This window comes from Candidatus Eremiobacteraceae bacterium (assembly GCA_036511855.1).
GTDB lineage: Bacteria > Vulcanimicrobiota > Vulcanimicrobiia > Eremiobacterales > Eremiobacteraceae > JABCYQ01.
Genome location: DATCBN010000015.1, coordinates 42,198 through 66,694, shown reverse-complemented (window position 1 = coordinate 66,694; position 24,497 = coordinate 42,198). Strand labels below are relative to the sequence as shown.

Genomic DNA, 24,497 nt, shown 5'->3' with positions numbered 1-24,497 from the left:
GGCGATCTGCAGGGCCTCGCGTACGTTCACGATGCTCCTTGGGCAAGCCGCACGAACTTTCGGACGAATTTTGTGCGTCGGCGACGTGGCGTTTCCCTGCCCGGGATTGTACTGTAATAGGGCAAGCATCCCGTACTAGGGTGAGCATCGCGTACTAGGGCAAGCATCGCTTGCCCATTTGGGTGAGCGATGCTCACCCTACTACGGACGATAATGAAACGAAAGGACTCAACAGTGGCCGTTGCATCGTCGCCTACGGAGGCGCTGCTCGAATCACGCGCGGCAGAAGTCGTTCGCGGAGTCGGGAACACGCATCCGATCTTCGTCGACCGGGCGTCAGGCGCGCGGATTTGGGACGTCGACGGCAACGAATATTACGATTTCGTCGGCGGCATCGGCGTGCTCAACGTCGGGCATTCGCACCCGAAAATCCGTGCGGCCGTCGTCGCACAACTCGACCGGTTCTCACACGCCTGCTTTCAGGTCGCGATGTACGACACGTACGTGCGCTTAGCCGAACGTTTGAACCAGCTCGCGCCCGGCCCGAGCAAGAAAAAGACGTTGCTGCTCACGACCGGCGCCGAAGCCACCGAGAATGCGGTGAAGATCGCGCGCGAGTTCACCGGCCGCCCCGCAGTGATCGCGTTTCACCACGGCTTCCATGGCCGCACGCTGCTCGCCCTGACGATGACGGGCAAGAACAATCCGTACAAACAACATTTCGGACCTTTCTGCAGCGAAGTCTACCATGCGCCGTTCCCATATGAGTATCACGGTTGGACAACCGAACGCGCACTGGGCGCGCTCGAAGAGCTTTTCGAATCCGAAGTGGCACCCGATCGTGTCGCCGCGATCATCATCGAACCCGTGCTCGGCGAAGGCGGCTTCGTGCCGGCGCCCCCGAAGTATTTGCAGGAACTGCGGCGCATCGCCACGCGTCACGGCATCGTTCTCATCTGCGACGAAATCCAATCGGGTTTCGGCCGGACGGGAAAGATGTTCGCGATCGAGCACGCAGGCGTCGAACCGGACATCATCACGATCGCGAAGAGTCTTGCCGCCGGATTGCCGCTTTCGGCAGTTATCGGGCGCGCCGAGATCATGGATGCTCCCGGTCCCGGCGGGCTAGGAGGAACGTACGCGGGCAATCCGCTCGCGTGCGCAGCCGCGCTCGCCGCGCTCGACATTTTTGAGGAAGAACATCTGGTCGAGCGCGCCATCGCCATCGGGCTGCGAGTCGAAGCCTCTCTGCGCGAGTTGCAGCGGCGTTTCTCACACGTCGGGGATGTGCGCGGGTTGGGCGCGATGATGGGGGTCGAATTCGTCGATGAGCCCGCATCGGGTCTGCCCACGATCGCGAAGCTCATCGTCGCCGAAGCCCGCAGCCGCGGACTCCTGCTGATGGCGGCCGGCGCCAAAGGCGACATCATCCGCGTGCTGGTGCCGCTCGTGATAAAGGACGACGAATTGGAGATCGCACTGACGAGGCTGACCGAAAGCTGCGAAGCGGTGCTTGCGTAACGAATTAGAATGTAGGAGGGCAAGCATCGCTTGCCCACGTCGCATTACCCAGTAGGCAAGCGATGCTTGCCCTAATACAAACGGAGAAAACAAATTCCTACGAACTCGAATAGCGAAACCATAGCATACACGCAACGCGTGTTGGATCTTATCGCGAAGCCGGCGATCACGCCCGACGACGCCGCGTGGATCACGGCGGAGACCGTGAACGGATTTCGCGATCATGTCAATCCGGGTTTTCTCGAATATCGCAAGGCGTTGTCGGTCGATCATGCGGCGGCAGCCGTCGAATGGGAGGATGCCGGGCCGAACGCCTTTCGCGATGTCAACGGCAAAGAGTACATCGACTGCCTTGGCGGATTCGGCATCTTCAACGTGGGTCATCGCCATCCGAAAGTCGTCAAGGCGGTCACCGACCAGCTGAAACGCCAGGCCCTGCACAGCCAGGATCTGCTCGACCCGCTGCGCGCCATGCTCGCAAAGACGCTCTCGATGGTCACGCCCGGCAACCTGGAATACGCCTTCTTCTGCAATAGCGGCACGGAAGCGGTCGAGGCCGCCTTGAAATTGGCGCGCGCGTACGATCCCAAAAAACCGACCATCGTCGCCGCCACGAAAGGATTCCACGGCAAAAGCTTTGGCGCGCTCTCGGTCAGCGCGAAAGGCGAATTCCGCATGCCGTTCGGCCCGATGCTGCCGAATGTCGAACACGTGCCGTTCAACGATCTCGAAGAACTGCGAACGGAGATGCACAAATTGCGGATGGTCGGCGAAGAGGCGGGCGCGGTTGTGCTCGAACCGATCCAAGGTGAAGGCGGCGTGAACCTGCCCGACGACGATTATCTCCCCGGCGTGCGAAAGCTCTGCGACGACTACGGCGCGTTGCTCGTGCTGGATGAAGTTCAGACCGGCATGGGCCGCACCGGCAAGATGTTCTGCTGCGAGCACTACGGCGTCACGCCCGATCTCATCTGCCTTGCAAAGGCGTTCGGCGGCGGCGTCATGCCGGCAGGGGCGGTGGTGGGAAGCAAAGCCGTCTTCTCACGGCTTTTCAAAAATCCGTTTCTGCACACGACGACGTTCGGCGGCAATCCGCTCGCGTGCGCTGCGGCGCTCGCGACCATCAACGTCCTGCTTGAAGAGAAATTGCCGGAGCGCGCAGGGGTCATCGGCGCGAAGTTCATCGCCGGCCTGCGCAAGTCGGTCGAAGGGCACGCGAACATCGTGAGCGACGTGCGCGGCAAAGGTCTTCTCATCGCGATCGAATTCGTCACGAACGAACTCGGTTTCGAACTGGGAAAGCAGATGCTCAAACGCGGCGTGCTCGTCTCCGGCACGCTTGTGAACGCGCGGACCATCCGCTTCGAGCCGCCGCTCACGATCACGGAGGAGCAAATCGAGTACGTCTGCAAGGCGTTGGGCGACTCGCTCGAAACCATGTCTCGCAAGACGCTCAGCGCGTGACGTCTCGCCGGAAACGAGGGTTCAGATGTTGACCATGCAGGACGATCTGCTCAAGAATCTTCACCGCGAAAACGGCGTCGCGCTCATGTTCATCGACGGCGTATTCAGCGCCGCGTCCGACGGTGGTACGAGCAAGTGCATCAATCCTTCGAACGGCGAGCTCATCGTGCGAGTCGCCGAAGGCACGCTCGCGGACGCCGAGCGGGCCATCCGCGCTGCCCGAGAGGCGTTCCAAAACGGACCCTGGGGCGAGTCGCTCGCTCAAGACCGCGCGCGTCTGCTCCACAGACTCGCCGACCGCATCGACGAGCACGCCGAGGAGCTCTCACGTCTCGAGACGTTGAACAACGGCAAGCCGTTGCGCGAAACCCAATACGACATGACCGATGCGGCGAATTGCTTCCGCTATTACGCTGGTCTTGCCACGAAGCCGCACGGCCAGACCTTCGACGTGCCCGCCGCGTCGCAAAGCTTCACGGTGCGCGAACCGATCGGCGTCTGCGGTCAGATCATCCCTTGGAACTATCCGCTGCTGATGGCCGCGTGGAAGCTTGCGCCGGCGCTTGCCGCGGGAAACGCCTGCATCCTCAAGCCTTCGGAACTCACGCCGCTCACCGCGTTGCGCCTCGCCGTGCTGATAAAGGAAGCCGGTTTTCCGAACGGCGTTGTGAACATCCTCACCGGCGCGGGCGCGGTGGTGGGTCACGCGCTCGCCGCATCCGACCTCGTCGACAAGATCGCCTTCACCGGCGGCACGAAGACCGGACGTTCGATCATGCAAGCCGCCACTGGCAACCTCAAGAAGATCTCGCTCGAGCTCGGCGGCAAGTCGCCGAACATCGTCTTCGCCGACGCGGATTTCGACACGGCGATCGACTACGCGCTTTTCGGCATTTATGCAAACGCGGGTCAGGTCTGCTCGGCGGGATCGCGCCTCATCGTCCAAGACACGCTTCACGACCGCTTCGTCAAACGGCTCGTCGAACGAGCCAAGAAAATCGTGGTCGGCGACGGCTTCGACCCGACGGTCGAGATGGGCCCGATCGTCAGCCGCGCGCATCAGGAAAAAGTCGAGGCATACATCAAGATCGGCCTCGCCGAGGGCGCCACCCTTGAGTGCGGGGGCGAACGATTAGGCGGCGAGCTAGGGGTTAAAGGCAACTTCATCGTGCCCACGATCTTCTCGAACACGAAGCCGTCGATGCGCATCGTGCAAGAGGAGATATTCGGCCCCGTGCTCGTCGTGCAGAAATTCAAGGATGAAGCAGAGGCCGTCGAAATGGCCAACGATACGATCTACGGCCTCGCCGGCGCGGTCTTCACGAACGACATAGCGCGCGCGCACCGCGTGATCCGCAAGCTGCGCGCGGGCATCACCTGGATCAACACGTACCATCCCACGTACAATGAAGCGCCGTGGGGCGGCTACAAGCAGTCGGGCATCGGACGCGAACTCGGCACCTACGGCTACGACGCCTACACCGAGGTCAAGCAGATCAACGTCAACCTGGCGGTCGAGCCGAGCGGCTGGTTCGCCGACCGGTGAGCGCAAGCACGGCGAATCCGGCGGTCGTGCACCGCGTGCTCCCGGTCGCAGGTGAGCGCAGGCCGACGGCGACAGCCGAGCCGGTGATCAATCCGTACGACGGCAGCGTCGTGGCCACCATCGGCGTCGGCACCGCTGCAGACCTCGACGACGCGATTTCCGCCGCATCCGCTGCCTTCGATTCGTTTCGACGCTGGCCACGCTACAAACGCAAGGACTTGCTGCTCGGCGTCGCGGCACGACTGCGCGAGCGGCGCGCGGAGTTCGTCGATCTCATGATCGCCGAAAGCGGCAAGCCGCGAACGTACGCCGGCATCGAGGTAGACCGCGCCGTCAGCACGTTCACGCTTGCCGCAGAAGAGTCCACGCGCTTCGGCGGCGAGATGCTGCCGCTCGATCTGGCGCCGTCGACCGAGGGCTACACAGCGATCGTCGCCCGCTTCCCGATCGGCGTCATCGGCGCGATCTCGCCGTTCAATTTTCCCCTGAACCTGGTCGCACACAAACTTGCGCCCGCTCTCGCGGTGGGCAACACCGTGGTGTTGAAACCTCCGCCGCAAGCACCCCTGAGCGCGCTGCTCCTCGCCGACGTCTGCTACGACGCCGGGCTTCCGGCTTCCGCACTTTCCGTGGTGCATTGCCCGGTCGGCGTCGCGCAGACAATCGCCGCGGACGAGCGCATCGCGATGCTTTCGTTCACCGGATCGGCCAAGGTTGGCTGGCACTTGAAGTCCGTCGCGGGCAAGAAGAAAGTCGTGTTGGAGTTGGGGGGCAACGCCGCCGCGCTCGTGTTCGCCGATGCGGACGTCGCATGGGCGGCGAAACGCTGTGCGCTTGGCTCGTTCGCGCACGCCGGCCAAGTCTGCATCAAGGTGCAGCGCATCTTCGTGGAGCAGACCGTTTTCGACGCGTTCGTCACGCTCTTCCGGCAAGAGACCGCGGCGCTGCACGTCGGCGACCCGGCAAGCCCCGAGACATTAGTCGGCCCGATGATCGACACCGCGAGCGCCGACCGCGTCAGCGCGTGGGTCGAAGAGGCCGTGCGCGCGGGCGCCAAAGTCTTGGCCGGAGGCGCGCGCCGTCTCAACGTGCTCGAGCCGACGATTCTCACCGGCACGACGCCCGCGATGAAGGTGGAGGCCGAAGAGATCTTCGGGCCGGTTTCCACGATCGCGCCGGTCGCTTCGATCGATGAAGCGTTCGCGCGCGCAAACGAAACCCGGTATGGCCTGCAGGCGGGCGTCTTCACGTTCGACGTGCGCAGCATCGCCAAGGCATTCGACGAGCTGAACGTCGGCGGCGTGATCTGCAACGACTATCCCACGCTCCGCGTCGACAACTTCCCGTACGGCGGCGTCAAGGAGAGCGGATTTGGCCGCGAAGGCGTCCGTTACGCGATGGAAGAGATGACCGAGCTCAAGACTCTCGTCGTGAAATACCGGTAGGAGTCCGTGCAAAGCGTGGCGGCGTTTCTCAAGCGGCTGGCGGCGTGCCAGCCGCTCGACCGTCTGCGCTCCGATCATGAGGGACCCAAATTGCGCCGCGTGCTCGGCGTGTGGGGGCTCATCGGGATCGGCCTCGGCACGATGCTCGGCGGGATATTCCCCACGGTCGGCGTCGGCATTCAGACCGCCGGCTCCGGCGTCATACTCGCGTTCGGGATCTCCGGTCTGGCCTGCGTCTTCGTGGCGCTCTGTTATGCCGAATTCGCGTCGATGGTTCCGGTCGCCGGCAGCGCCTATACGTATGCGTATGCCACGCTCGGCGAGTTCATCGCGTGGGTCATCGGCTGGGATCTCGTTCTCGAATACGGCATCAGCGCGGCACCGGTCGCATCGTCATTTTCGGGCTATTTCCAAGAACTGCTCGGTTACTTCCACCTCGTCGTGCCGTCCTCGATGCAGACAGCGGCTCTCGTCACAAATCCTTGGCCGATCTCGATCGGCAGCTGGCACCTCCAATTAATGCAATTCGATCTCGCGCATTCGCAGTACGATGTCATCGCCGCCGTATCGGTCGTCGTCGTCAGCGCGCTGCTCGCGATCGGCATCAAAGAATCCGCGTCGACCAACGCCATCTTTGTCGTCGTGCAGATCGCTTCGTTCGTCATCTTCCTCATCGTCTGCACGCACTTCATCCATCCAGGCAATTTCACCGGCGTTGCGCCACTCGGTTTTCACAGCGTCGTCGCGAGCGCCGCTCTCGTCTTCTTCGCCTACATCGGCTTCGATACGGTCACCGTCGCCTCCGAAGAGTCCAAAAATCCGCAGCGCGACGTGCCGATCGCGATCGTCGGCTCGCTCTTCATCGGCGGTCTGCTCTTCGTCGCCATCGCCGCCGTCACGGCCGGCGTGGTGCCGTATAACAAGATCGCGGCGGACTCAGCGATGAGCCAGGCGGTCCGGCTGGCGGGCAATCAATTCTTTCCGGTCGTGTCGGTGACGATCGGCGCGATGGTCGGCAACATCAGCGTGATGCTGACATCGTTGCTCGGCCAATCGCGCATCTTCTACGTCATGTCGCGCGACCGGCTGCTGCCGCCGGCTGTGTCGGCGCTGCATCCAAAGTTCCTCACGCCTGCGCGCACCACGATGATCACCGGAGTCGTCGTGGCGTTTCTCGCCCTCATCGTGCCGCTTGCCGATCTGCTCAAGCTCGTCAATATCGGCACCTTGTCCGCGTTCGCCATCGTCAGCATCGGCATCGTGATCCTGCGCGTCGTCGCGCCAAACGCAAAGCGTCCATTCCGCGCACCTGCGGGGCCCCTCATCGGCGTACTCGGGTTCCTCATGTGCACCGGTTTGATACTCTACGGGCTCTCGCTCCCGACGTGGATCCGGTTCTTGGTGTGGTTCGCCGTCGGCGCTGCGATCTACGGCTTTTACGGGTATCACAAGAGCACGCTGCATCCCAAGAACGCATCCAACGTCTAAGCGCTGGACAATTCTGTGAGGACGACGTTCATCGCCGGTCTTGGATTCGCGCGGCACTTCAGCGGCTCAGATGGCGCGCTGCCAGAAACTTGCCGGTCAGCGATGTCTTGTGTCGTGCCAGCTCGGCTGGATGGCCTTCGAAGACGACGGTGCCGCCGTCGTGGCCGGCACCAGGTCCGAGGTCGATGACCCAATCCGCCCGGGAGACGACATCGAGGTTGTGCTCGACGACGATGACCGTCGAGCCGGCATCCACCAGCCGGTCAAAGAGTCCGATGAGCGTGTCGACGTCGTTCATGTGGAGCCCGGTCGTGGGCTCGTCAACGACATAGATGTTTCCCGACTTGCCGAGCTCGGCCGCGAGCTTCAGCCGCTGCCGCTCGCCGCTGGACAGCGTCGAAAGGGGCTGTCCGAGCGTGAGGTACCCGAGCCCGACATCGACGAGCCCTTGCAGGATCTTCTTGATCGCCGGCTCGGTGAAGAATACATGTGCGTCGGCGACCGGCATCTCGTAGACATCGCCAATCGACTTGCCGCGAAGCTTGTACTTCAGCACCTCATCGGTGAAGCGCTTGCCTTCGCAGGTCTCGCACTCGCTGACCATCGGGTCGAGGTGTGCGAGGTCGGTAAAGATGACACCCAGTCCGTTGCAGTCGGGGCATGCGCCCTTGGAGTTGGCCGAGAACAGCGCAGCGTCGACGCTGTTCGCCTTGGCAAAGGCCTTGCGCACGTTGTCGAGCATGCCGGTATAGGTCGCGGTGTTGGACCGGCGCGAGCCGCGCGCGAGGTCCTGGTCGATGATCACAGTCTCTGGATAGCTCCGCGGCAGGCAGCCCTCGATCAGCGAGCTCTTGCCCGCGCCTGCAACCCCCGTCACCACCGTTAGCACACCGCGCGGGATGGAAACGTTGAGGTTCTTGAGGTTGTTATGCTTCGCGTTCTTGATCTTGAGGGCGCCGTCGGGCTTCCGGCTGTCCACCTTGATCGGTTGATGTTTTTTGATGTGGTTGCCGGTGAGCGTGCCGGACTTGAGCAGACCCTCGTACGGCCCTTCGTACACGATCTCGCCGCCATTGTTCCCGGCGCGCGGGCCCAAGTCGACGACGTGGTCGGCGATGGCGATCATGTCGGGCTTGTGCTCGACGACGAGCACCGTGTTGCCCTTGTCTCTGAGCTGCTGCATGAGGCCGGCGAGACGCCCCACGTCGTGCGGGTGGAGGCCAACGCTGGGTTCGTCGAAGACGTAGGTCAGGTCGGTGAGCGAGGAGCCCAGGTGCCGCACCATTTTGACCCGCTGGCTCTCGCCGCCGGAGAGCGTCGAGCTCTCGCGGGCGAGGCTGAGATAGCCCAGGCCGATGGTCACGAGGTTGTCCAGGCGCGCCGCCAGCGCATCGAGCATGGGTTGAAGCTGCGGCGCCTTGATCGACCGGATGAACAGGCCAAGGTCGGAAACCTGCATGGCCGAGCAGTCGGCAATGTTCTTGCTCCTGATCTTGCTCGCCAGCGCCTGCTCGTTGAGGCGGGTGCCGTGGCACGCGGTGCAGATGGCGCGGGTGAATATCTTATCGTATTCGGCGCGCACATGCGGCCGGAGCTGCTCGGGGTCCTTCGAGCCCAGGCCGCGCTTGAGCTTGAGGATTACGCCCTCGTAAGTGAGGTTGATGCCTTCTTTTGAAATCTTGACTTTCCGGCCGTCGTCGAGGTGGAGTAGGTTGTTGAGCTCTTCCTTTGAGTAATTCTTGATCTTCTTGTCGATGTCGAAGAGCCCTGAGCGAGCGTAGATCAGCCACCACCAGTTGTCGACTGAAAAAGCCTCCGGAAGCAGCGCTCCTTCTTTCAACGATTTCGATTTGTCGATGACGGCGTCCATATCCATGGCCGCCACCTGCCCGATGCCTTCACAGACCGGGCACATCCCGCGCGGATCGTTGAAGGAATAGAGGCTGGGTGATCCCAGCTGGGGTTTGGCCAGGCGCGCGAAGATGATGCGCAGCATCTGGGCTGCGTCGGTGACCGTTGCCACGGTAGAGCGCGAATTGCCGCCCAGGCGCTGCTGATCGACGATGATGGCGGCCGAGAGGTTCTCAAGCGAGTCGGCGTCGGGCTGGCCGTAGCGCGGCATGAACTGCTGCACGAAGGCCGGATAGGTCTCGTTGATCAGCCGCTGGCTTTCTGCTGCGATAGTGCCGAAGACCAGGGACGACTTGCCGGAGCCCGACACGCCGGTGAAAACGGTGATCTTGCGCTTGGGGATATCGAGCGAGACGTTCTTGAGGTTGTTCTCGCGGGCGCCGCGGATCTTGATCGAGCCGTACATCGCATCCCCTCGCATTATTGTGGCGGCATCGATCTGTCCGCGCCTAGCGCGGCTTAGGCTCCAGAAGCTCCACCGGTATGCCGTTGGGATCTTCGACAAACGCTATCCACCGGGTGCCGCCGGGTGATTTCTTCGGGCCTTTCAGAATTTTCACGCCTTCGCTCTTCAATCGTTCGCAGACGCCGGGAAGATCGCCGTCGACCTCGAGTGCGAGATGCTCGTAACGGTTGCCGATCGCATACGGCTCGTGCTCTTCTAAATCGTAGACAAGCTCGACGTACGCATCCCAGTCGCGACCGACGAATGCCATATCGGCGTTACCCTCATAGTGCGCTTGATCCAAGAGCTTGAGCCCGAGCTTCTCCGTATAGAACTTGATCGACTCCGCCATGTCGTTGACGAAGATCGACGTGTGCAAGTAACGAGACATCGTTCGGCCCTCCTGTTGAATTGCAAGCGTGCCCCTCCGCTGCGAAAGACGACTTGTCCTGCGGATCGCACGCGGCTCGCGAGGGAAAACGCAGGTGCAATCACGCGACCGCGAAAAAGTGAACGGCGCCGTGCCGGCTCGCGACAGTCGATCGGTGCCCTACGTTCTCGGGATGGTGTGTTCATGATTTTCCTCGCGTTGTCAGCGCTTCTTGCCTTTCTCGCGCCGGCCAGTACTTGGTCGAATCAGCTTCCGGCGTATCATGCGCCGGCGTTGCCTTCCTTTCTCGGCATCGAGGTCGGCGAAAAAGCCACTGCCGTCGACGCGAAATTCGGCACCCCGACGCTTGTCAAAACGGCGGGTGATGGCGAGTTTCGCGTGTACAACCTTGCAAGCGGGGTGGCGCTGATCGTCAAGGTTCACGATGGTTTGATCGTTCTCGTCGGAGCGGGACTGCGGCCGAAGATGTTCGCCGATATCACCGATCCGTATGGTGTGGCGATCGGCGCCGCGGCCGACACGATTCAGCTTCGCCGCGGCACACCGCTTGCGACTCTCTCAAACGGGTCGCTTGAGTATAACGCATCGCCGGCCGGACATTGGTTCTATCGTGTCGACGACGGCAAGGTCACCGACATCTCTTTGACGATATCGTACGAAGCGCTCGGGCTTACGAAAACCGATGATGCAGGCCGCGATGGATCGAACGTCGCTACTGCGATCGTCATCACGGCCAAGACCGAGACGGACGGCATCACCGCAGAGCACGACTACATCGCAAAACAGCCATGCGCGAACGGCGGAACTTGGTTATGGACAAAACAGTCGGTGCGCGCCGCGGGATCCCTGAAGTACGATCAAATCGACACGAAGTGTTCGTCATCCGACGACAGCCGTTCGTTTTTCTTCGACATCACGAGTTTCTTTGGGAGATTGGGGGACTAATATGCTCGTTCACGGCCCCCGCTCGCTCATCGCAGCGATCTTGATCTCGTGCGTTCTGCCCGCGACTTCGTTTGCCGCGCCGGCGCAAGCGCCCACCGCCGCGATGATGGCGCCCGTGCGGCGAATCGTCACGTTCGTCAATACCGGAGCCGGAATTCCGGCGGGCACATATGCGGCAGGCGCGACGATTACCGATGAGTTCGCGCCCTTTCATTGGACGTCGGCCGACGCCGGAACACTGTGGAGCACCGGCTTCACCACATCCAATAACGCGGCGGGAATCACAAAGCCCCACATCGTGCTTGGTGCGCCCACCGAATACGTCGCATCGGCGACGCGCGCGTACATCGTTTTTCCGGGCAGGTTCACACCGTTCTTCCACGACAAACCGTTCGTCGAGACTGGGTATTGGACGTTCGTGGTGGTGAAGGCGGGCGTCGGCTGGCGGGTGGCTTCGCAAGCGTGGGCGGGCGTGACGTTCAAATAGCGCGGTGAGACGACTGCCGGCAAGGCCCGTCCGGCTTAGAAATCGACGGGACGCAAGTAGAACTCGTTGATGGCGGTCGCCGAAAGCATCGCCGTGGTCGCCAAGTGCCGCTTCCAATGCGTGGCGTCGACGCGCTTCTTCACGAGCGCGACGTCGCGATGGGAGAACCCCTGCGCCGCGATGTCGGCCGGCGAATAACCGAGCAATATCGCGTTGAGGATGCGGTCGGCGCGCGCGTAGGTGATGCCGAGGTCGTCTTCGTCGGTTTGGCCGCGGATGAGATCGGCGGTCGCCGGCTTGTCGATGATGGCCGTGGGCACCCCGAGATGGCGGGCGAGCACCCAGACTTGTGACTTGAACAGGTCGCCGATCGGGTTGATCGGCGGCGAGTCGTCACCGTGCCACGTGAAGTAGCCGAAAAGCCGCTCGGATTTATTGCCGGTGCCGATGGGCAATCCGCCGACCTTTGCAGATTGGTCGAACAACACGAGCATACGCGCGCGCGCCATGACGTTGCCGCGGCGCTGACCGTCTGCGCCGCGCTCGAATTTGAGGTAGCCGTCGACGGCAGCCGAGATGTCGATCAGCCGGTCGCGAATGCCGGCCTCGCGGATGACGAGCGCCCCGTGCGCGAGGCTTTCTTTGCTCGATGTGCGGTATGGCATGCGGATTCCGTGGACGTTCTTCGGGCCGAGCGCACGGCTGCACAGAAGCGCGACGACCGCGGAGTCGACGCCACCGGAGATGCCGACGACGGCTTGCGTGATCCCGCGCCGGTGCACGAGTTCGTCGCGCAGGAATCGGACGAGCCAGCGCTCGACTAGCGCCGGATCAACCGCGAGCGGGTTGGTCGCGCGCGGCGCGCGGACGATGGCGAAGGCCGGTCCGGCGTTCACCTTTCCACCTGCGGCTGCAGTTGCGCGGCGAGTTCGGCGAGATTGGCCTCGAGGTCGCCGAGCATGGGAAGCGCGGCGCGCGCGACGGCGACGTCTTCCAAACGGATCTTCGTGCGCAAGATGGCCGGCTGGTCGAACGGCGCTTCCGCTCGCAGGTCGCCGAGAGGGCCGACGACGCGCGAAGCGCCGGTGAAGCCCTTGCCGCCTTCAAAGCCGAGTAAGCCTGCGTACACCGTGAAGATGCCATGTTCGGCCGACGTCACGCGCATGATGTCGCGCCACATGCGCACGTTTGCGGGCTCGGCGTCTTCGAGCCCGCGACCGGGCGACGCGCTCGGGATAAAGACTATCTGCGCGCCGTGCAGCGCCGCAACTGTGGTTGCAAGCGAATGGCAAGCGTCCTCGCAGATGAGCATCGCGACCCGGCCGTACGGCACGTCGAACGCCGCGATGGCGCTCCCGCGCGACACGAACCGCTCTTCGTCGAAGACGCCGTAAGTGGGCAGAAACATCTTGCGGTGGACGTGGCGAAGTTTCGGCTTCGTACCGAGCGTGGCGTACAGAGCGCTATTGTAGAGCTTGCCGCCGTCGTTCTCGTAAAAACCGACGATGACGTCGAACGGGTGGTGCGCTTTGCCGCAGCCTTTGGCGGCGCTTGCATTGATGTGATGCAGCGCCTCATCTGCGGAAAGCGCGAGTTCGCGCACCCCGCCTTCCACAAAATAGCCGGAGAGACAGGTTTCGGGAAAGACTACGACGTCTGCCATACCGGCGCGATCGCGCTTTAAACTTGCAAAAGCCCCCGTGAGGGCGTTTAGGTTGGCTTTGAGATCGCCCTTTCGCGGCGCGAATTGCACGAGGGCGATGTCGAGCGTTTTCGAGCTCATCGGATCGCTCGTTCGACCACGCCACGAAAAAGCCCCGCGACGAGCGCGGGGCGTTGTATGGCCGATTGCGACGAAACCGCTAGAACATGCGCGTTCCGGCTGCGACCATCGCGATAGCCATCGTCACGCGCAGCCATTTGGTCTCCATCTTCTTGCATAGCCAGGCGCCGATCAACACACCGGGGATGGATCCTATGATCAGCGCGAGGGTCATGGCCCAATTCACGTTGCCAAGCGCGACGTGTCCTATGGCCGCGACCGGCACGATGAGCGCGGCGAACGCGACGTCGGAACCGACGAGATCGCGCAGGCGAACGATCGGGAGGATGAGACAAAGCGCCGTCATCGTGATCGAGCCTGCGCCGATCGACGTGATCGCGACGAGGTACCCGACGATGGCGCCGACGACGATGATGCGCCATTTCGCATTTTTCACCGTGACGTAGGGGTCGGGATTATGCGCTTTCAAAATCAACGGCGTGACCAGCACCACCGCGGAGACGAAGAACAGCAATATTCCAAGGCCATGCTTGAGGTCGGTGTTGAGCGCCGCAAGGCCGATGTGCGCTTCAACCCAGCGCAGCGTGAGCACACCGAGTATGGCCGCCGGCACGCCCCCGTACGCGAGATACAGCACGACGCGCCGGTTTCCGGTCTTCTGCTGACCGTGCATGAACGCCCCGACAAGTTTTGTGGGAACGCTGTACGCGAGGTCGGTGCCGACCGCCAAAAGCGGACTGACACCGAGAAACAGCACGAGGATCGGCAGCATGAGCGCGCTCGAGCCCACGCCGGTCAGACCGACGAGTATGCCAACGACAAAGCCCGCGATGGAAAAGTGAAAGTCCATTTGCCTACGCTATCAGAGCGGACGGTCGGACGTATAGGGACCATCCGTCCATTTCCACATTTCCGCTCGAAATTGTGAGGTTAGATCGTCTAGATATTTCGTCGCTCCTAATCCTATTCATATGCCGGAAACGCGGAGTTCTGCACACGGGGCAATTCCTGTACATGGGAATCTGCGGAAAACCGCGCCATGTCAGGCGCAGCATGAGTGCGGCCTGTGTACAAACTGCTGTTCGAAAAATCTATTGCATATCACCTTCCGTCGCTATATAATGGGGGATGTCACTCCGGGAGCCACTATACGTAGGGGCGAATGAACGTTCGTCGAACATACGTTTCCAATCAGTTTGACCGTTCGGTGGCTGCAAAGCCCCAGGCGTTTCGAGCGTCCCTTTCGCATCATCACCACCGTTCGCGGCAGTCATGATATAGAGAGAAAGGACTAGGAAGGTCCATGAAGATCCAACGGCGTTTCACCAAACAAGGCACCGATCCGCTTGACACCATCGAATGGGATAGCCGGGAATCGGTCATCCGCGAGCCCGACGGCACCGTCGTCTTCGAGATGCGCGATGTCGAAGTGCCGAAAGCGTGGTCGCAAGTCGCCACCGACATCCTCGCGCAGAAATATTTCCGCAAAGCCGGGGTGCCCCAACCCGATAGTTCGCTTGGCAGCGAAACGTCGGCGCGACAGGTGGTGCGCCGTTTAGCTGGATGCTGGACCGATTGGGGACGCCGTTATAAATATTTCGACACCGACGAAGACGCTGCCGCGTTCGATGCCGAGATCACACACATGCTCATCAATCAGATGGCCGCGCCCAACTCGCCGCAGTGGTTCAACACCGGGCTGGCTTATGCGTACGGGATAACCGGCACGCCGCAAGGACACTATTACGTCGACCCCGATACGCAAGAGCTCGTGCGCTCCGAAGACGCGTACACACGCGTGCAGGCGCACGCCTGTTTTATCCAGTCGGTCGAAGACGATCTCGTCAATGAAAACGGCATCATGGATCTGTGGGTGCGCGAAGCGCGCCTCTTCAAGATGGGTTCGGGCACGGGAAGCAATTTCTCGAACATCCGCGCCGAAGGCGAAAAGCTAGGCGGCGGCGGCACGTCGAGCGGCCTCATGTCCTTCCTCAAAGTCGGCGATCGAGCCGCAGGCGCAATCAAGAGCGGCGGCACAACCCGGCGCGCCGCGAAGATGGTCATCCTCGACATGGACCACCCTGACATCGACAAGTTCATCAATTGGAAAGTGCAAGAAGAAAAGAAAGTCGCCGCGCTGATGGCCGCCGGCTACGACAGTTCGTACGAGGGCGAGGCCTATCAGACGGTCTCCGGTCAGAACTCCAACAACTCCGTGCGCGTGCCGGACAAGTTCATCGACGCCGTGCGCAACGACGGTTCGTGGGATCTGCTGTGGCGCAAGGATCGCTCGGTGGCGCGCACCGTTCGCGCGCGCGATCTGTGGGATCAGATCGGCCGCGCCGCGTGGGCGTGCGCAGATCCAGGCGTGCAATATGACGACATCATCAATTCATGGCATACATCGCCTAAGGGCGGACGGATCCGGGCGACAAATCCGTGTGTCACGGGCGATACATTCGTCGCGACAGCCGACGGCCTGCACCGCATCGATGCCCTCGTCGGCAAGTCCGCATTCGTCATAGGCTCCGACGGCAAGGCGCACTTCGTCTCCCGCATTTTCCCAACCGGCACGAAGCAAGTGTTCCGCCTGCGCACCAAGGCCGGCTATTCGCTTCGCCTCACCGGCGACCACAAGGTGTTCACGAAGTCGCGCGGCGACGTCGCCGCGAACGAACTGCAAAAGGGCGATCTCGTCGCGCTTGCTGGATCGGGCTTCGGCTCGGTCAAACTTGTCGACGATATCGCGCTTGGCATCGGCGCCGCCGTAGGCGACGGCTATCTTGCTCATGCGACCGTCGCGGGGCGCGCCCGCGAGAATGTAACTCTAGTCATGGCCGCGGCGGAGTGGCCGATTCTCGAAAAGATCGCGCTCGCCGTCAACGACGAAAAGCGCGCGCGGAAAGCCATCGGCTCCGTCGGACGAAACGACGAAGTCCAGGTCACGTCGTACACCTCCAGTACTTCCCGGCTGTCGTTCGGCTCGCAACCTGTGGTCGACGTCTTCAAACGATACGCTGTGCTCGACCAGGGCAGCCACCAGAAACGATTCACCGACTCGGTGTACGAACTCGACCGCGCATCCGTCGGTCTCGTGCTTCGCGGCCTGTTCTCCGCCGATGGCACGGTTGCCAACTACGGCGACAAGAGCCAATATGTGGCGCTCGATTCAACATCGCTCGAACTGCTCCAGCAGGTTCAACTACTTCTGCTCTCCTTCGGCATCAAAGCGAAGATCTATTCCGGCCGTCGCAATGGCAAGCTCGAAGCCGCGTTGCCGGATGGCCGCGGCGGGATGCGCACATATCCAGTGAAAGAGATGCATTCGCTGCGGGTCAGCCGTGCGTCGCGCGTATTATTCGAACAGCACATTGGCTTCGATCCGGTAACCGCAAAGGCCGATGCGCTCGCCGCGATCAATCGCGATGTGGCGACGTACGCCGAACCGTTGGTCGATGAAGTCGACACAATTGAGGCCCTGGGGCTCGAGCCCGTCTTCGATCTCACCGAATCCGACACGCACCATTTCGTCGCCAACGGCTTGATCGTGCACAACTGCTCCGAGTACGTGTTCTTGGACGACACAGCTTGCAACTTGGCAAGTATAAACTTGATGAAGTTCTTCGACGCCGAAAAGAACACCGTCGACGTAGAAGCGTATCGTCATGCCATCCGGCTGTGGACGATGGTGCTCGAGATCTCCGTGCTCATGGCGCACTTTCCAAGTCAATCCATCGCACGAAAGTCGTACGAGTATCGCACTCTCGGTCTTGGCTATGCGAATCTCGGCACGATGCTTATGGTCGCCGGTATTCCGTACGATTCTCCTCGAGCGCTCGCGATATCTGGAGCGATCTCTGCAATCTTGACGGGTGAGTCGTATGCTGCGTCGGCCGAAATGGCCGGCGAACTTGGGCCGTTTTCGCGTTATAGAGAAAATTCCGACGACATGCTGCGCGTCATGCGCAATCATCGTCGCGCGGCATACAACGCACCGGGTGCGGAATACGAAGAAGTGTCTGTCGTTCCGATGGGCATCGACCAGACGTTGTGCCCGCCGTATCTGCTAGCCGCTGCGCGGGCAGCGTGGGATCGGGCGCTCGAACTTGGCGAAGAACATGGCTATCGCAACGCGCAGGCCACATGCATTGCACCTACTGGAACAATCGGCCTTCAGATGGATTGCGACACCACCGGCATCGAGCCCGACTTCGCGCTCGTGAAGTTCAAAAAGCTCTCAGGCGGCGGCTACTTCAAGATCATCAACCAATCCATTCCGGTGGCGTTGCGAAACTTCGGCTACGCGCCGGCGCAGATCGACGACATCATCCGCTACGCCAAAGGCGCGGGCACGCTGTACGGCTCGCCGTACATCAATGTCGAAACGTTGCGCGCGCGCGGCTTCAACGACCAAGACATCCAAGCCATCGAGCGCAGCTTGCCGGCGGTGTTCGAGATCGGCTTCGGCTTCAATCAATGGAGCCTTGGCGAGGCCACGCTTCAGCGGCTGGGCTTCACTCCCGAACAATACAGCGCGACGGACTTCGACCTCTTGCGATTGCTCGGCTTCTCGCGCGACGAGGTGGACGCCGCCAACAACTATATCTGCGGCACGATGACCGTGGAAGGCGCACCGCATCTCAAAGAAGAGCACTACGCCGCGTTCGATTGCGCGAATAAGTGCGGCAAGATCGGCCGCCGCTATATCCAGCACATGGGTCACGTGCGCATGATGGCTGCCGCGCAGCCGTTCATCTCAGGCGCCATCTCCAAGACCATCAACATGCCGATGGAAGCCACCGTCCAAGACATCCAAGAGGCGTACATGCGCTCCTGGGACCTCGGGCTAAAGGCTATCGCGCTGTATCGAGACGGATCCAAGCTATCGCAGCCGCTCTCCACCAAGGGCTCCGACAAATCGAGCGAGTCCGCCGAAGATCGTCAGCTGGCGTTGTCCAAAGAGTTCGAAGACCGCCTCGCCGCGGCGCGTCAGTCCGCGGCCGATGAACTGCGGCCGGACGAAATCCTCGCGGCCGCGCAACGCATCCTCGCCAACACCGACAACACCGACTTCAAACGCAAAGTCGCGCAAGTGCTCGAACGCAACCGGCTGCCGGCAAAACGGCGCGGCTGGACGCAGAAGGCGAAAATCGCGGGGCACACCGTCTTCTTGCGCACCGGTGAATACGGCGATGGCACCTTAGGCGAGATATTCGTCGATCTGCACAAAGAAGGCGCATCGTTCCGCAGTCTCATGAACTGCTTCGCGATCGCCGTTTCGATCGGAATGCAGTATGGCGTGCCGCTGGAAGAATTCGTCGAGAAGTTCACTTTCACACGGTTCGAGCCCAACGGCTTCGTCGATCACCCGAACATCAAATCGTGCACGAGCGTCATCGACTACATCTTCCGCGTGCTCGGTATGGAGTATCTCGGACGGACCGACTTCGTTCAGGTCAAACCTGAAGACAAAGACGTCGACGACACCCACCACGAGGACCACGCGCTCTCCGAATTCGAGACGATGGTCGCCGAGCAGCAAGCTTCGGAGGAATCGGCGAAGGTCATCGCGCGCCGCGCGTTGTCGCCGTCCGCACAAACAGGTTCGAGTAGTTCGTCCAAACCCGTACTAGGGCACGCATCGCTTGCCCAATCCAAACCCGTACTAGGGCAAGCATCGCTTGCCCAATCACCGGCGACTCCGATCGACCCATCGGCCGCGGCCCAACTAAACGCTCTTCGCTCGCGCGAGGCGCAGTTGGCCTCGATGATGGGCGACGCTCCGGTGTGCGACGGGTGCGGATCGCTGACCCGGCGCAACGGAGCGTGCTACGTCTGCGATTCGTGTGGAAGAAGCATGGGGTGCTCGTAAGAACGCACTTCATTTCAATGGCGTCTGCTCTTCTGCTGTAGCGCGGTTGTGATGGAGACGGAACAACAGCCCTTAGGATCGGGTTATGGACCGCAAACCACGGCTGACGAAATCGCCTCAGGACTGGACCTTGGCGGACGAGTCGTAGTCGTAACGGGCGGTCACTCAGGAATTGGACTCGAGACGACACGAGTTCTCGCAAATGCGGGCGCCAGCGTGTTCGTTGGCGCCCGTGATCTTCAAAAGGCGCGCGACGCTCTCTCGGGACTGAACAACGTCGTAGCGGTGCGCTTGGACCTTGCAGATCCGAGTTCCATCGACGAATTCTCCCAGACATTTCTCGACGCAAATCGGTCCCTCGATCTACTTATCAACAATGCCGGAATCATGGCAACGCCGCTGATGCGAGATCACCGTGGCTACGAGATGCAATTTGCGACCAATCACTTGGGTCATTTTCAGCTCACCGCGCGTCTCTGGACTGCGCTCAAGAGCGCGAAGTCTTCACGAGTGGTCACTTTGTCTTCAGCCGGGCACCGATTTGCACAAGTCGATCTCGAAGATCTGAACTTCACTGCGCGGCCGTATGACAAATGGATCGCCTACGGGCAATCCAAGAACGCAAATTCTCTGTTTTCAGTCGAGCTCGACCGCCGCGGTCGAGAATTTGACACGCGCGCGTTCGCCGTTCATCCCGGCAGAATAGTCACCACCAACCTTGGTCGTTACATGACCGACGACGATCTGATTGCGGCGGGGATATCTCGAGTGGGCGGCGTCCTGCAGGGACCTGGCCTCAAGACCATCGAGCAAGGCGCGGCGACGACCATGTGGTGTGCGCTGAGCCCTCAACTGAGCGGCAAAGGCGGCGTCTATTGTGCAGACTGCGACATCGCCGAAATCATTCCCGACGACGGCCAGCTTTCTTCCGGCGTACGACGCTGGGCTATCGACAAGACCACAGCACGAGCGCTTTGGGGATTGAGTGAACGCCTGACCGGCCTGGCGTGGCCCGAATAATTCTACGCTATTTCGATGCCGGCGGCTTTTCGGCGTTTCCAAGCGCGATGTATGTCACGATGTCCCAAGCGTTGTGAATGCCGATGAGTATCAGAAGCGCAGCCCCAAGTGCGAGCACGAAGAGCGCGTGCGCTGGGTCGATCGGAAGGTCGACCGCGCCTGCGAAGATCGAAGCGTAGGCGACCAATGGTAGAATCGAAAACCAGGCCCAGTCTTCTGCATCCGCGCTATACCCATTCATTCGCGTCGTCCGGTAGATCAAACGCGATACGTACGCAACGCCGCATATCCCGACGAGTCCAAGCAAGACAGCGGGGTCGATCAGCCGGTCCCATGGCGCGCTGAGAATCGCCGCTAGCAATAGCGCCGCGCCGAAGTGCACCACGGTTGGCGTGCTGAACGTCGAGATCCCATCCTCTGCCTGCCGTCGCCGTTCCGTGCCCATGACCAACGTGATGACGACAAACATCAACCCGGTCAGGGACGCAGCGGCCGAGCCGAGCAGTATGTAGAAGTTCGACCAGTGCGTGAGGATGGACGACGCATTTTCAGCCATACGATTACGCAGCGGCGCCGATAGAATCTGCCGCTTCCCTCGCAGCGCGCTCCCCGGTTTCGAGCGCACCGTTCACCGTTCCGCCTTGGCCGTCGTTCGCGGTCGCCTCCCCGGCGAAGAATAGCGTCTCATCGACGGGCGCGGCAAGCGTCGCCCGCGCATCCCCGCCACCGACGGCCACGTAACTGTATGCGCCACGCGCGAACGGGTCGCGGCGCCAATCGTGCGTGAATCCGCGTTCAAATTCCGCGCGCAAAAGAGCCGGCTCGCCGAGCAACGCGTCGAGACCGCTCAGCGCGCGATCGATAAGCTCATCCTGCGAAACGCCGCTCAACGCAGTCGCCTTCGGGCCTCCGACCCAGGCAACGATCAAGTCGCTCCGCTCGGGCAATTGGGTCCAATACGTCGGGAAAGGCTGCGCCACGCCGCGGAAGAACGCGGCGTCACGATAGCGTCCATCGCGGATGCGCTCCCAGAATGGCGAACGGAATTTGAGCACCACTTTGACGGCATCACCCATCTCGATGCTCGCGATCGACTTGAGCTTCGCCTTGGGCAATCCGGGCTGAAACAAGATCGCCGGCTCGCCGCCGCGCCGCCGCAATACACCGATCGGTACCGTGACGATGACGGCTCGCGCGCTAATCGTCCGTGTTTCCTCTCGTGCGTTCTTCGCAGAGACCCTGACTTCGCCGCGCCTCCATGAGATTTGGCGTACGGCGGTCGACAGAAACGTTTGAACGCCCGCGGCGATGCATGACGTGCGCAGGTATTCGAACATCGGTTGGTATCCGCCGATCGGCCGCGCGGATGCGATGTCCACACCCGACCGCCACTCATCCGCGATCCCGACGGCGCTCGCGATTGCTGGATCGGCAGCGTCGAAGCCCTCGACGAACGACCGCGCAGCGCGCGCGTCATTCTGCCTTGCGACATCGCCGTCGAAGCGGCGGAGAAAGCGATCAACGCTCTCGTCGTGTGCGAGCGCGCGAGCGCCCTCGAAGATGCCGGCGGCGGATAGGAATTCGTTGTCATTCGCGCGATGCAGCTCCCCGTCGTCACCGCATACCCACGCCTCGCCGGCCGTGTCGACCGACGCTGTACCGGCGTCGCGAAGCAATTTGAGCGTCTCACGCGCGGGTCCGTGTATGAACTCGGCGCCGAGTTCGACCGGCGCGCGATCTCCAGCAGACACCTCGGACCACACCCGGCCGCCTTCGTGGTCGCGCGCCTCGAGCACGATAACCCGCAACGACCGGCGTGCCATGCTTCGCGCAGCCGCCAGGCCCGCCGCGCCGGCTCCAATCACGACGACGTCCGCGTCCATGCTCATCCTGTGACCGCCGTTGCGGCCCGTGCTACAAACTGCTTCAACCTTTTTCCCCAGAAGTTCTGGCTCCTCTGCCGTAAGCCGAGGGTTTCCGGCCCGCCGCCAACTAACGGGTCGCCCGATGGATCGCCGCTTTCTGCTCCTTTGGGCCGGTCAGACGATCAGCGGTTTCGGCACGCAGATCTCGCTGTTGGCGATTCCGACGATCGCCATTCTCACGCTCCACGCGACGCCGGCACAAACGGGGTTGCTCGGAACCCTAGAGTATCTGTGGTTTCCGATTTTGGGCCTCACGGTCGGCGTCATCGCCGACCGGCAGCGCCGGCGCCCGATTTTGATCGCCGCCGACATCGTCCGCGGCTGCGCGCTCCTGGTCGTGCCGATCGCATTTCTGATGCATGCGCTCTCGCTGACGATGCTCTACGCCATCGCGACCGTCGTGGGCATCAGCTCGGTCTTCTTCGAGATCACGTATCAGTCGTATTTGCCGGAGCTCGTCGAACGAGAAGTCCTGATCCACGCGAACTCTCGTCTGCAGATGAGCGCGTCGGCTGCTGAGCTCGGAGGGATGCCGCTCGCCGGCGTCCTCATCGGCATCTTCGGCGCGGCCAACGCCGTCGTTGCTGACGCGCTTTCATTCTTCGCCTCCGCCGCGAGTCTCGTGCTTATTCCCGGCAAGGACACCGCGCCTGACGTCGCAAGCGAACGGCCGATCGATATGCTTCGCGAAGGGGTCCGGATCGTTTTTCAAACGCCGATCATACTTTACGTCACTTTGTGCACGGCGATCAGCAATATCGGGAGCGGAATCAACATCGCGCTGTGGCTGCAGTACGCGTATCGTTTCATCCACATCTCACCGCTGCAAGTCGGACTGGTCGGCGGGATCGGAGCGGTGGGCATGCTGCTGTCGTCGGCGCTGGCGCCGCGTATCGGGGCCGCGCTCGGCTTTGGCCGCACGATATTGACGGGCGTCATCGGATTCACCCTCGCCGCTGCCCTGCTCCCGTTGGCGGTCGTGGGTTACGGGCTTGCGGTACTCGCGGCGTCCAACTTCATCGCCGACATGTCGAACGTTCTTTACAACATCACGCAGGTAAGTCTGCGGCAGCGGTTGGTGCCGGTCGCGTTGCAAGGCCGGATGAACGCGACGGTCCGAACCATTGCGTGGGGTGCGCTGCCGCTTGGATCGATCCTCGGCGGGGCACTCGCGCAGCGCATCGGCGTATACCCGGTCTTGTTCGTGGGCATCGCATGCGGCTTGGCGACGATTTGCGTCGTGCTCTTCTCGCCCATCCTACGATACGCGGAGCAGGTCTCGGATTGACTAGCCGGCGAGTTCGAGCGCGATGCGCGCTGCGCCGTGCACGCATTCGGAGGACTCGTGGATCACGACAGAGCCCGTTTGACGCAGCGCAGCCTTGACGCGATCGCGAATTTCCGCGAATCCGCCGAATACCCCGCCGACGAGAAGTACGGGCAGCGCGGCCTCTCCCCGCACGACCTGCGCGACTCGCTTCCCATTGGCGGCGAGCGTGCTTGCTTCAAGGTCCACGAGCGCCTTTGCCGCCCGGTCGCCGGCTTGATAGGCTTGCTCGACGAGCGGCGCGAGCGAGGCGACGAGCGGCACGTCGAAATTGGGGTGCTGAATTCGCAGCACGATATCGGACGCCTGACGGAGTTTGAGCGTCTTGATCACAGCCTCGGCCAGAAGTCCGCGCGGTTCGCTGCCGTCGAACGCATTGGCAGTATGGCGGATTGCGGCAAGTCCGAGCGCAGAGGCGCTCCCCGCGTCGCCGATGATGGCACCGTGGCCGCCCGCGCGGACGACGGTGCCATCGGCGCCTTCGCCGTAAGCGATGCTCCCGGTCCCCGCGATAACAACGACGGCCGGCCTTTTAGGGCCCACGATTCCAAGCGCTGCGGCGGCATCGTTGCGCACGTTGATGGCGATGTTGCTGGGGAGCAAAGAGCGCATGGTCTTCTCAGTCGTGATGAGGTCCGACTCGCGACCGATTCCCGCGCTGCCGAGACAGACGGCCCGCACGCTGCTACCTGTCATAAGAGCATCGAGCACGTGCTGAAGAGCTTGGCGCGCGGCTTCCGGCCCCACATCCCACGGATTGGCGCCCCCGGCTTGCGCGCGCGCCACCTCTCTTCCCTCGGCGTTCACGAGAATACCAAGCGTCTTCGTGCCGCCGCCGTCGATTCCGATGGCGATGCCCGTCTTGAGGTCGCCCATATGCTTTTGATTGTGCACGCCGCAGCTACGACCCTCTGGACCAATGCGCGA

The 24,497-nt window shown here is 62.0% G+C and carries 18 protein-coding genes; 10 read left to right on the top strand and 8 right to left on the bottom strand.

Annotation, left to right across the window (positions count from 1 at the left end; translation table 11 throughout):
- Positions 1 to 234 precede the first annotated feature (234 nt).
- The 5 genes from gabT (at position 235) to VII69_02565 (ending at position 7,464) form a co-directional block, all read left to right on the top strand.
- Positions 235 to 1,521, top strand: coding sequence for a 4-aminobutyrate--2-oxoglutarate transaminase (gene gabT, locus VII69_02585; protein HEY5093985.1), 1,287 nt, complete (start codon positions 235 to 237; stop codon positions 1,519 to 1,521).
- Between the two features lie 93 nt (positions 1,522 to 1,614).
- On the top strand, positions 1,615 to 2,985 hold the full coding sequence (locus tag VII69_02580) for a putrescine aminotransferase (protein HEY5093984.1): 1,371 nt from the start codon (positions 1,615 to 1,617) through the stop codon (positions 2,983 to 2,985).
- A 25-nt stretch (positions 2,986 to 3,010) separates the two neighbouring features.
- On the top strand, positions 3,011 to 4,531 hold the full coding sequence (locus VII69_02575; protein HEY5093983.1) for an aldehyde dehydrogenase family protein: 1,521 nt from the start codon (positions 3,011 to 3,013) through the stop codon (positions 4,529 to 4,531).
- Positions 4,528 to 5,976 carry an aldehyde dehydrogenase family protein gene (locus VII69_02570; protein ID HEY5093982.1) on the top strand — a complete coding sequence of 483 codons (1,449 nt, stop codon included), beginning with the start codon at positions 4,528 to 4,530 and terminating at the stop codon, positions 5,974 to 5,976. Before VII69_02575 ends, VII69_02570 begins: the two co-directional genes overlap by 4 nt.
- 15 nt (positions 5,977 to 5,991) lie before the next feature.
- On the top strand, positions 5,992 to 7,464 hold the full coding sequence (locus VII69_02565) for an amino acid permease (GenBank protein HEY5093981.1): 1,473 nt from the start codon (positions 5,992 to 5,994) through the stop codon (positions 7,462 to 7,464).
- Positions 7,465 to 7,522: 58 nt separating this feature from the next.
- Here the strand turns inward: VII69_02565 and VII69_02560 are convergent, their stop codons facing one another.
- Together VII69_02560 and VII69_02555 are read right to left on the bottom strand one after the other, a co-directional pair.
- Positions 7,523 to 9,781, bottom strand: a complete 2,259-nt coding sequence (locus tag VII69_02560) for an excinuclease ABC subunit UvrA (GenBank protein ID HEY5093980.1) — start codon at positions 9,779 to 9,781, stop codon at positions 7,523 to 7,525.
- 43 nt (positions 9,782 to 9,824) lie between these two features.
- Complete coding sequence (locus VII69_02555) at positions 9,825 to 10,211, bottom strand: VOC family protein (GenBank protein HEY5093979.1); 387 nt, start codon at positions 10,209 to 10,211, stop codon at positions 9,825 to 9,827.
- Positions 10,212 to 10,394: 183 nt separating this feature from the next.
- Between VII69_02555 and VII69_02550 the strand changes: the two genes are divergently transcribed.
- A complete protein-coding gene (locus tag VII69_02550; protein ID HEY5093978.1) occupies positions 10,395 to 11,156 on the top strand; it encodes a hypothetical protein in 762 nt (253 codons plus the stop codon).
- A 1-nt stretch (position 11,157) separates the two neighbouring features.
- Positions 11,158 to 11,643, top strand: coding sequence for a hypothetical protein (locus tag VII69_02545; GenBank protein HEY5093977.1), 486 nt, complete (start codon positions 11,158 to 11,160; stop codon positions 11,641 to 11,643).
- Between the two features lie 35 nt (positions 11,644 to 11,678).
- On the opposite strand, the gene VII69_02540 is transcribed toward VII69_02545, so the two are convergent.
- From VII69_02540 to VII69_02530, 3 genes are all read right to left on the bottom strand, one after another.
- Positions 11,679 to 12,539, bottom strand: a complete 861-nt coding sequence (locus VII69_02540) for an NAD+ synthase (protein HEY5093976.1) — start codon at positions 12,537 to 12,539, stop codon at positions 11,679 to 11,681.
- The gene (locus VII69_02535; protein ID HEY5093975.1) at positions 12,536 to 13,426 is read right to left on the bottom strand and encodes a nitrilase-related carbon-nitrogen hydrolase; all 891 of its coding nucleotides are present in this window, start codon (positions 13,424 to 13,426) and stop codon (positions 12,536 to 12,538) included. Before VII69_02535 ends, VII69_02540 begins: the two co-directional genes overlap by 4 nt.
- Before the next feature lie 79 nt (positions 13,427 to 13,505).
- Positions 13,506 to 14,276 (bottom strand): sulfite exporter TauE/SafE family protein, encoded by a 771-nt coding sequence (locus VII69_02530; protein HEY5093974.1) that lies wholly within the window; start codon positions 14,274 to 14,276, stop codon positions 13,506 to 13,508.
- Between the two features lie 453 nt (positions 14,277 to 14,729).
- Here VII69_02530 and VII69_02525 point away from each other — a divergent pair, with 453 nt between their 5' ends.
- Positions 14,730 to 19,298, top strand: coding sequence for an LAGLIDADG family homing endonuclease (locus tag VII69_02525; protein ID HEY5093973.1), 4,569 nt, complete (start codon positions 14,730 to 14,732; stop codon positions 19,296 to 19,298).
- Between the two features lie 51 nt (positions 19,299 to 19,349).
- A complete protein-coding gene (locus VII69_02520; GenBank protein HEY5093972.1) occupies positions 19,350 to 20,318 on the top strand; it encodes an oxidoreductase in 969 nt (322 codons plus the stop codon).
- Between the two features lie 7 nt (positions 20,319 to 20,325).
- On the opposite strand, the gene VII69_02515 is transcribed toward VII69_02520, so the two are convergent.
- Complete coding sequence (locus VII69_02515; protein HEY5093971.1) at positions 20,326 to 20,874, bottom strand: hypothetical protein; 549 nt, start codon at positions 20,872 to 20,874, stop codon at positions 20,326 to 20,328.
- Positions 20,875 to 20,878: 4 nt separating this feature from the next.
- On the bottom strand, positions 20,879 to 22,201 hold the full coding sequence (locus tag VII69_02510; protein HEY5093970.1) for an NAD(P)/FAD-dependent oxidoreductase: 1,323 nt from the start codon (positions 22,199 to 22,201) through the stop codon (positions 20,879 to 20,881).
- A 124-nt stretch (positions 22,202 to 22,325) separates the two neighbouring features.
- On the opposite strand from VII69_02510, the gene VII69_02505 reads away from it, so the two are divergent.
- Positions 22,326 to 23,531 carry an MFS transporter gene (locus tag VII69_02505; protein HEY5093969.1) on the top strand — a complete coding sequence of 402 codons (1,206 nt, stop codon included), beginning with the start codon at positions 22,326 to 22,328 and terminating at the stop codon, positions 23,529 to 23,531.
- Here VII69_02505 and VII69_02500 read toward each other — a convergent pair whose 3' ends face one another.
- Positions 23,532 to 24,464, bottom strand: a complete 933-nt coding sequence (locus tag VII69_02500; protein ID HEY5093968.1) for a BadF/BadG/BcrA/BcrD ATPase family protein — start codon at positions 24,462 to 24,464, stop codon at positions 23,532 to 23,534.
- Positions 24,465 to 24,497 lie beyond the last annotated feature (33 nt).

Coding starts and splice junctions, on each gene's coding strand:
- VII69_02575 (HEY5093983.1), top strand. CDS start 3,011: ATGTTGACCATGCAGGACGATCTGCTCAAGAATCTTCACCGCGAAAAC.
- VII69_02560 (HEY5093980.1), bottom strand. CDS start 9,781: ATGTACGGCTCGATCAAGATCCGCGGCGCCCGCGAGAACAACCTCAAG.
- VII69_02555 (HEY5093979.1), bottom strand. CDS start 10,211: ATGTCTCGTTACTTGCACACGTCGATCTTCGTCAACGACATGGCGGAG.
- VII69_02550 (HEY5093978.1), top strand. CDS start 10,395: ATGATTTTCCTCGCGTTGTCAGCGCTTCTTGCCTTTCTCGCGCCGGCC.
- VII69_02545 (HEY5093977.1), top strand. CDS start 11,158: ATGCTCGTTCACGGCCCCCGCTCGCTCATCGCAGCGATCTTGATCTCG.
- VII69_02535 (HEY5093975.1), bottom strand. CDS start 13,426: ATGAGCTCGAAAACGCTCGACATCGCCCTCGTGCAATTCGCGCCGCGA.
- VII69_02530 (HEY5093974.1), bottom strand. CDS start 14,276: ATGGACTTTCACTTTTCCATCGCGGGCTTTGTCGTTGGCATACTCGTC.
- VII69_02525 (HEY5093973.1), top strand. CDS start 14,730: ATGAAGATCCAACGGCGTTTCACCAAACAAGGCACCGATCCGCTTGAC.
- VII69_02520 (HEY5093972.1), top strand. CDS start 19,350: ATGGAGACGGAACAACAGCCCTTAGGATCGGGTTATGGACCGCAAACC.
- VII69_02515 (HEY5093971.1), bottom strand. CDS start 20,874: ATGGCTGAAAATGCGTCGTCCATCCTCACGCACTGGTCGAACTTCTAC.
- VII69_02510 (HEY5093970.1), bottom strand. CDS start 22,201: ATGGACGCGGACGTCGTCGTGATTGGAGCCGGCGCGGCGGGCCTGGCG.
- VII69_02505 (HEY5093969.1), top strand. CDS start 22,326: ATGGATCGCCGCTTTCTGCTCCTTTGGGCCGGTCAGACGATCAGCGGT.